The organism is Rhodococcus sp. P4_F5 (genome assembly GCF_056401315.1).
Window position 1 is genome coordinate 24,910 of sequence record NZ_JBFUJP010000054.1, and the last position, 7,803, is coordinate 32,712.

Below are 7,803 nucleotides of genomic sequence, written 5' to 3' on the forward strand. Positions count from 1 at the left end.
ATGTGAACCTGTGAGCACCGAGGAGAACGCGCCGCAGGCGGCAGAACCGTGGTGGACGAATGCGGTGTTCTACCAGATCTACCCGCGCTCGTTCTCCGACTCGAACGGCGACGGGGTCGGTGACCTGGGCGGCGTCCGGGAGCGGCTCGGCTACCTCGAACTGCTCGGTGTCGACGCCCTCTGGCTGAGCCCGGTGATGCGCTCGCCGATGGCCGACCACGGCTACGACGTCTCCGACCCCCGCGACATCGACCCGCTGTTCGGCGACCTGGACGTCATGACGGCGCTCGTCGAGGAGGCGCACGCCCGCAAGATCAAGGTCACCATGGACCTGGTGCCCAACCACACCAGCTCCGAGCACCCGTGGTTCCGGGCGGCGCTGGCTGCCGCCCCGGGCAGCCCGGAGCGTGCCCGCTACCTGTTCCGCGACGGCCGCGGCCCGGACGGCGCCGAGCCGCCGAACAACTGGCCGAGCATCTTCGGCGGCCCGGCCTGGACCCGGGTCACCGAGGCCGACGGCTCGCCCGGCCAGTGGTACCTGCACATCTTCGCCCGCGAACAGCCCGACCTGAACTGGGCCAACCCGGAGGTCGCGGAGGACCTGGCGAAGACCCTGCGGTTCTGGCTGGACCGCGGCGTGGACGGCTTCCGCATCGACGTCGCGCACGGCATGGCCAAGCCCGAGGGCCTGCCGGACCACGACTGGGACACCAACCGGCTGATGCGCAACGACGACGACGATCCGCGGTTCAACAACCCCGGCGTCCACGAGATCCACCGCGGGCTACGCAAGGTGATGGACGAGTACCCGGGCACGGTGGCCGTCGGCGAGATCTGGGTCCGCGACAACGAGCGGTTCGGCCAGTACATCCGCCCGGACGAGCTCCACCTGGGCTTCAACTTCCGGCTCGCCGAGGCCGAGTTCGGCGCCGAGCCGGTGCGGGCGGCGATCGAGAACTCGATGGCCGCGGTCGCCGGCGTCGGCGGCACGCCCACCTGGACGCTGTCCAACCACGACGTCGAACGCGAGGTCACCCGCTACGGCGGCGGCCGGGTCGGCACGGACCGGGCGCGGGCGATGGCACTGGTCGAACTGGCGCTGCCGGGTGCCACGTTCGTCTACAACGGGGCGGAGCTGGGACTGCCGAACGTGGAGCTGCCCGACGCGGCACTGCAGGACCCGGTCTGGGAACGGTCCGGGCACACCGAGCGCGGCCGGGACGGCTGCCGGGTGCCGCTGCCCTGGGAGGGCGGCGCACCGCCGTTCGGGTTCACCTCCGGCGCCTCGCCGTGGCTGCCGATGCCGCCCGAGTGGGCCCCGCTCACCGTCGAGGCCCAGCTCGAGGACCTGGGATCGATGCTGACGCTCTACCGCACCGCGCTGGACCTGCGGGCCACCCGCCCGGAGTTCAGCGGAGCCGAGATCGACTGGTACGGAAGCCCTCCCAGCTGCCTGGCGTTCCGTCGGCGCGGCGGACTCATCTGCGCACTCAACGCCTCCGACGCGCCCATCCCGATGCCGCCGGGCGAGGTACTGCTCGCCAGTGTCCCGCTGACCGCCGGCGAGCTCCCGCCGAACGCGGCGGTCTGGCTGGTCTGAGACGCCGGCCCCGGACCTGGCCGGGCTGGGGAGCCCGGCCAGGTCGGTCGGGTGCGGTCAGATGACGGTCAGCGGCAGCGATCCGCCGCGCCGGGCGAACACCGAACCGAAGCGGGCATCGAGCCGGAGCCAGCCCTTGGTCACCCGGATCCGCACCGTCTCGTCCGCGTCGATCCGCGCCAGGTCGGCGTCCAACGCCAGCGGCGCCGCACCGGCGTGCGGGATGAATCCCATTGCCGCCAATGCGAACACCGTACGCATCGATACCGCGACCTGCTCCCCCGCGCCGTCGACGGTGAGTACCTCCTGCGCGAGCAGGGACGCGGGCGGCCCCTGGCTGCTGCCGAAGTCCTTGGCCACCGCCACGCCCTGCTGCGCCAACTCCACGAGCACTCGTGCCGGCACGTCGTCGACGTGCACGAATCCCTCGACCGGCGGCAACGCACCCTGCCAGGCCGAGTCCATCGAGAAACCCGGGTCGACGTCGGCACCCGTCGCCTCGGTCAGCGCGCGCAGCAGCGCGTCACCGGCCGCCGTGGTGTCTGCGGGTGCGACCCGTCCGGACACCACCCGCGCCGCGAGGGCATCGAAACCCGTTGTCGCCCAGGCCTCCAACATATCCTCGCCGCGCTGGCGCAGTCGCACGACCACGGCCTCGTCCAACCTGATCGCCCGGGCGAGGAAGGTCGCGAGGTTCTCCCGCTCACCCCGGTCCGGGACGGTCAGGCCGCGTTCATGCACGCTTCCAGCTCTCCAGGTAGCCGCGCTCGCCGGCGGTGAGCCGACGCAGGCGCTGGGTGTCGATGTCGAACGCCGCAATCTGGGTGGACGCCACGATCGCCGGCGCCGACGCCGGGTCGGCGCCGCCCGCCCGCACCTCGTACCCGATGGTGAAGTCGACCGCGCGCACCGACTCGATCCACATCAACACGTCGAGTGGGCCGTCGTCGTGCCGCAACTGGCCGCGGTAACGCACGTGGAGGTCCGCGATCACCGCGCCCTCCCGCAGTGACACCGTCGGCCGCCCCTCCTCGAACAGCCAGGGGATGCGGGCCTCCTCGAGCAGCGTCACCATGCGGGCGTGGTTGATGTGCTGGAAGACGTCCATGTCGGACCACCGCACCCCGACCTTCGTGTGGAAGCCCAACGCTCCCTCCGTCGTGGTGCCTACAGCCTCGACAGTCATCGAGTTCCTTCCGATCGGGTGCCCGCTCCGCGCACCATGCTCCGTACCTGACGCGCCGCCACCGAGAGCGTCGCCAGGTCCAGCGTCCCAGACTCGATGATCTCGGTGAGCGCGGCCCGTGCCCTGGCGAGCCGCGACGAATTCGTGGACTCCCAGTCCGCGATCTTCTCGGCCGCGCTCTCGTCCGGTTCGCCAGCGACGAGTACGTCCATGGTCAGCGACCGCAACGAACCGTACAGGTCGTCGCGCAACGCCAGCCGGGCCAGCGAGTGCCACCGGTCGCCGCGTTCGAGACCCGATACGGCCGTGAGCAGTTCGTCGATCCCGAGGTGCTCGTCGAGCGCGTAGTACAGCTGCCCGACCTCGTCGTGCTCACGTTCGGTGATGTCCGCGATGTCGATGATGTCGAGCACCGGGAACACGTCGAGCAGCCGGTACACCCGCTCCGCCAGCTCGTGCGGGCAGCCCCGCTCGATCACTCCCGCCATCCGGGCGTCGAGGTAGGTCACGTGGTGCCCGGTCAGCCAGCCCGCGATCCGCGGGGTCAGCGCCCGCACCCGCGCGGCGTACCGGTTGATCTCGGCGCCGACGGCCACCGGCTGCGGACGGTTGGACAGCAGCCAGCGTGAGGCCCGGTCGAGCAGCCGGCACGACTCCAGGGTCAGCTCGTCGCTGACAGTGGAATCGACCGGCGCCGAGCCGATCTCGACCCACACCGCACGCAGGTCGAAGATCTCGGCGGCGGCGCTGAAGGCCCGGGTGGCGTCGGTGCTGTTGGCCCCGGCCTCCTCGCGGAGCCGGTACACGTAGCTGATGCCGCCCCGGTCGACGGTCTCGTTGGCCAGCAGGGTGGCCACGATCTGCCGCCGCAGCCGGTGCCCCCGGATCTGCGCGGCGAACCGGTCCCGCAACGGGACCGGGAAGTACCGGGGCAGGCGGCCGGCGTAGGTGTCGCTGTCGGGAAGCTCGCTGGCGAGCAGGTCGTCCTTGAGCTCGAGCTTCACATGGGCCAGCAGGGTGGCCAGTTCCGGTGAGGTGAGACCGATCCCGGCGATGCGGCGTCGGGCGATCTCCGCGGTCGTGGGCAGCGCCTCGAGCTCCCGGTCCAGGCCCCGCTTGCTCTCCAGCCGATCGATCAGGCGCTCGTGCACCGAGAGCATCAACGGCGCGTCCGCCCGAGAKGCCCCCATCAACTCGTTCTGCAGGACGTTGTCGGCGAGCACCAGCCGGGTGACCTCGTCGGTCATCGAGGCGAGCAGCTCGTTGCGCTCCTGCCTCGGCAGCGCGCCGGTGTGGACGGCCGCGTCCAGCAGGATCTTGATGTTCACCTCGTGGTCGGAGCAGTCCACGCCCGCGGAGTTGTCCACCGCATCGGTGTTGATCCGGCCGCCGGCCAGGTCGTACTCGATGCGCCCGCGCGAGGTGAACCCGAGGTTGCCGCCCTCACCCACCACCCGCGCCCGCAGCTCGCCGCCGTCGACCCGGACCCCGTCGTTCGACTTGTCCCCCACCTGCGCGTCGGTCTCGTCGGCCGCCTTGACGTAGGTCCCGATACCGCCGTTCCACAACAGGTCCACCGGAGCCCGCAGGATCGCGCGCACCAGTTCGGGCGGGGACAGCTCGACCACCTCGTCGTCCAGTCCGAGCACCGCGCGCGCCTCGGCACTGATCGGGACCGACTTGCGGGTGCGTTCCCAGACCCCACCGCCCGCACCGATCAGCGAGGGGTCGTAGTCCGCCCACGAGGACCGCGGCAATCCGAACAGCCGCTGCCGCTCGGCAAAGGAGCTCTCCGCCACCGGGTTCGGGTCCAGGAAGATGTGCCGGTGGTCGAACGCCGCGACCAGGCGGATGTGCCGGCTGAGCAGCATCCCGTTCCCGAACACGTCGCCGCTCATGTCACCGATGCCGGCCACCGTGAAGTCCTCGGCGGCGGTGTCGAGCCCCAACTCCCGGAAGTGCCGCTTGACCGACTCCCAGGCGCCCCGTGCGGTGATGCCCATCGCCTTGTGGTCGTACCCGACCGAGCCGCCCGAGGCGAACGCGTCGCCGAGCCAGTAATCGTACTGCGCCGCAACGTCGTTGGCAAGATCGGAGAACGCCGCGGTCCCCTTGTCGGCCGCCACCACCAGGTAGGTGTCGTCGCCGTCGCGCCGCACCACCCGCGGTGCGGGCAGCACCGCGCCGCTCGCCCGATCGACGTTGTCGGTGACGTCGAGCAGTCCGGAGACGAACAGCCGGTAGCACGCCTGCCCCTCGGCGAGGGCCGCCTGCCGGTCCACCCCGGCGTCCCCGGTGGGCGCGGGCGGACGCTTCACCACGAACCCGCCCTTCGCGCCGACGGGCACGATCACCGCGTTCTTCACCGCCTGCGCCTTGACCAGCCCGAGCACCTCGGTGCGGAAGTCCTCCCGGCGGTCGGACCAGCGCAGCCCGCCGCGGGCCACCGGGCCGAACCGCAGGTGCACGCCCTCGACCCGCGGCGAGTAGACGAACACCTCGAAACGCGGACGCGGCCTGGGCAGGTCGGCGATCCGGCTCGGATCGAGCTTGAACACCAGGACGTCCCGGTACGCGGCGTCGGCGTCGGTGACGTAGGCGTTGGTACGCAGCGTCGCCAGGACCAGCCCGAGCATGCCGCGCAGGATCCGGTCCTCGTCGAGGCTGAGCACGGCGTCGATCCGGGACCGCAGTTCGGCGACCAGGGTCTCGGCGCGGTCCGCGGACGCCACGTCGGGGTCGAAGATCGCACAGAACAACTCGCTGAGCAGTCTGGTGGTGTGAGCGTGGTCGACCAGCACTCCCTCGATGTGGAACTGGCTGTACGGGAACCTGGCCTGCCGCAGGTACTTTGCGTATGCCCGCAGTACCACCGCCTGCCGCCACTCGAGGCCCGACCGCAGCACCAACTCGTTGAACCGGTCCGGCTCGGACCGACCCTGCCAGACCGCGGTGAACGCCTCGGTGAAGCGTCGCTGCAACTCGCGGGCCGCCACCGACTCGTCCAGGTCGTCGGCCTCGTCGAGTTCCCGGTCCAGGTCTTCCTCCACCGACGAGTCGATCAGTTCCGGGGCCGCAGACAGACCGAAATCGTAGATCCAGCAGCGTATTCCGTCGGGCCGGGTCACCTCGTAGGGTCGCTCGTCGATCACCTCGACGCCGAGGGACTGGAGCACCGGCAGCACCTGGCTCAGGGACACCCCGTCCCCGCCCGCGATGTACAGCGTGAACCGCCACTGGCCGGGCGCGGCGTTGCGCCGGCGGTAGAGCTGCAGGTCGATCGCGTCCCCCGTCAGCGCCTCGAGTCGGACGATGTCGTGGGTCGCCCGGGCCTGGTCGAAGTCCTCCTTGTAGCCCTCGGGCAGAGCCGTCGCGTACCGCTGAGCGGTCAGCGTCGTCACCCGCGGCTCGTCCACCGTCGCGTCCATCAGGTCGTCGTCCCAGGCCCGCGTCGCCGCCGCGAGCAGGCCCTCGATGCGTTCCCGATTCCTTGCCGAGACATCCACCGCCGCACCGTCTTCCATGGTCCGGCGGATCGTGAAGTGCACCATCGCGAGGTCGGACTCGGTGACCCGCACGCTGTACTCGAGGCTGGCGCCGCGCAGCTCGCGCATCAGGATCGACTGCATCGCCAGGCGGGCCCGGGTGTTGTACCGGTCCCGGGACAGGTACACCAGCGCCGAGGTGAAGTGTCCGTAGCGGTCGTCGCGCAGGAACAGCCGCGCCTGCCGGCGCACGCCGATGGCCAGCACCGACAGCACCGTCTCGTACAGCGTGTCCTCGTCGCTGGCGAACAGCTCCGCGCGAGGAAAGGACTGGATCACCTCGAGCATCGCCTGACCGGAGAACGAGTGCAGGTCGAAGCCGGCCCGCTCGATCACCGAGTGGGCCCGCCGGGCGATCACCGGGATGTCGAGGATGTTCTCGTGCAACGCGGTGACCGTGAACACACCGAGGAAGCGGTGTTCGCCGACGGTCCGCCCGTCCTCCCCCAGCGCGGTGACCGCGACGAAGAACGGGTACACCGATCGGTGCACGGTCGCCGGGGCGGGCCCCTGCGAGAACATCAGCAGCGGGCGCTCCGGCCAGAGCACCGGCGCGGGCAGGTCGATGCCGTGGTCCGTGAGGGTGTGGGAGCCGAGCACTCCGAGTCCGCTGTCGGGGACGATGTGAGCCCGTGGGCGGCCGGTGCCGGTGGTGTCCTCGAACTCGTAGCGCCGGTAGCCGAGCAGGGCGAAGTTTCCGCCCGCGAGCCAGTGCAGCAGCTCCGCGCAGTCCCGGACCTCGTCCTCCGGGTACCGGCAGTCCTCGCGGTCCGCGTGAGCCTCGAGTTCCTCGGCGAGCGCGAGCTGGCTGTAGCGCATCGCATCGGTGTCCGCGATCACCTGACGGACGTCGAGCAACACGTCGTGGACCGCCTCGCCGATCTGCCCGAGCAGGGCCGCGTCCGTGGCGGGATGCAACTGCAGGTGCATCCACGACTCCGACCACAGCGACCCGTCCGTGCCGGAGTCGGAGCCCGCCTCCTCGGCGGTCGACGCGCCGTTGACCAGGACGTCTTCGAGGTCGCCGGCGGGGCCCCGTCGCACCCGCAGGACGGGATGCACGATCTCCACGACGGTGACGCCGAGCCTGGTGAGCAACGCGGTCACCGACTCGACCAGCATCGGCATGTCGTCGGTGGCGATCTGCACGGCCGGAGACCCGACCGCGGGGGTGAACACCCGGGACAGCGACTGGCCCGGCCGGCGGTGGCGCGCGAACATCAGATGCTCGCGGAACCCGCGCATCGCGTCGTCCGCGACCACGCCCCCGGTCCAGGCGAAATCGGTGTTGCGGAAGTAGGCGGCCGCCACCTCCTCCAGGTGGGAGACGAGGGCCGCGGGCAGGCTCATCGCCCACTGCTCGTCGAATCGATCTGCCGATACGGTCATCGCGGGCCACTCCCTGGTCGATGTGACAGGTGTGCTCCGCTGAGCCTAGCCGCGTCCGTGTCGCCCGACCGGGAACCGGTGGT

General features: G+C 71.0%; 4 protein-coding genes. 1 reads left to right on the forward strand and 3 read right to left on the reverse strand.

Annotation, left to right across the window (positions count from 1 at the left end):
- Positions 1-10 precede the first annotated feature (10 nt).
- Positions 11-1,600: a glycoside hydrolase family 13 protein gene (locus AC1DU4_RS19135; RefSeq protein WP_477842431.1), complete on the forward strand. Its 1,590-nt coding sequence runs from the start codon at positions 11-13 to the stop codon at positions 1,598-1,600.
- Between the two features lie 57 nt (positions 1,601-1,657).
- Here the strand turns inward: AC1DU4_RS19135 and AC1DU4_RS19140 are convergent, their stop codons facing one another.
- The 3 genes from AC1DU4_RS19140 to AC1DU4_RS19150 are packed head-to-tail and all read right to left on the reverse strand — an operon-like array spanning position 1,658 to position 7,720.
- Complete coding sequence (locus tag AC1DU4_RS19140; protein ID WP_477842433.1) at positions 1,658-2,341, reverse strand: DUF8010 domain-containing protein; 684 nt, start codon at positions 2,339-2,341, stop codon at positions 1,658-1,660.
- The gene (locus AC1DU4_RS19145; protein WP_477842435.1) at positions 2,334-2,786 is read right to left on the reverse strand and encodes an acyl-CoA thioesterase; all 453 of its coding nucleotides are present in this window, start codon (positions 2,784-2,786) and stop codon (positions 2,334-2,336) included. The genes AC1DU4_RS19140 and AC1DU4_RS19145 overlap by 8 nt, the downstream gene beginning before the upstream one ends.
- A complete protein-coding gene (locus AC1DU4_RS19150) occupies positions 2,783-7,720 on the reverse strand; it encodes an NAD-glutamate dehydrogenase (protein WP_477842437.1) in 4,938 nt (1,645 codons plus the stop codon). Before AC1DU4_RS19150 ends, AC1DU4_RS19145 begins: the two co-directional genes overlap by 4 nt.
- Positions 7,721-7,803 lie beyond the last annotated feature (83 nt).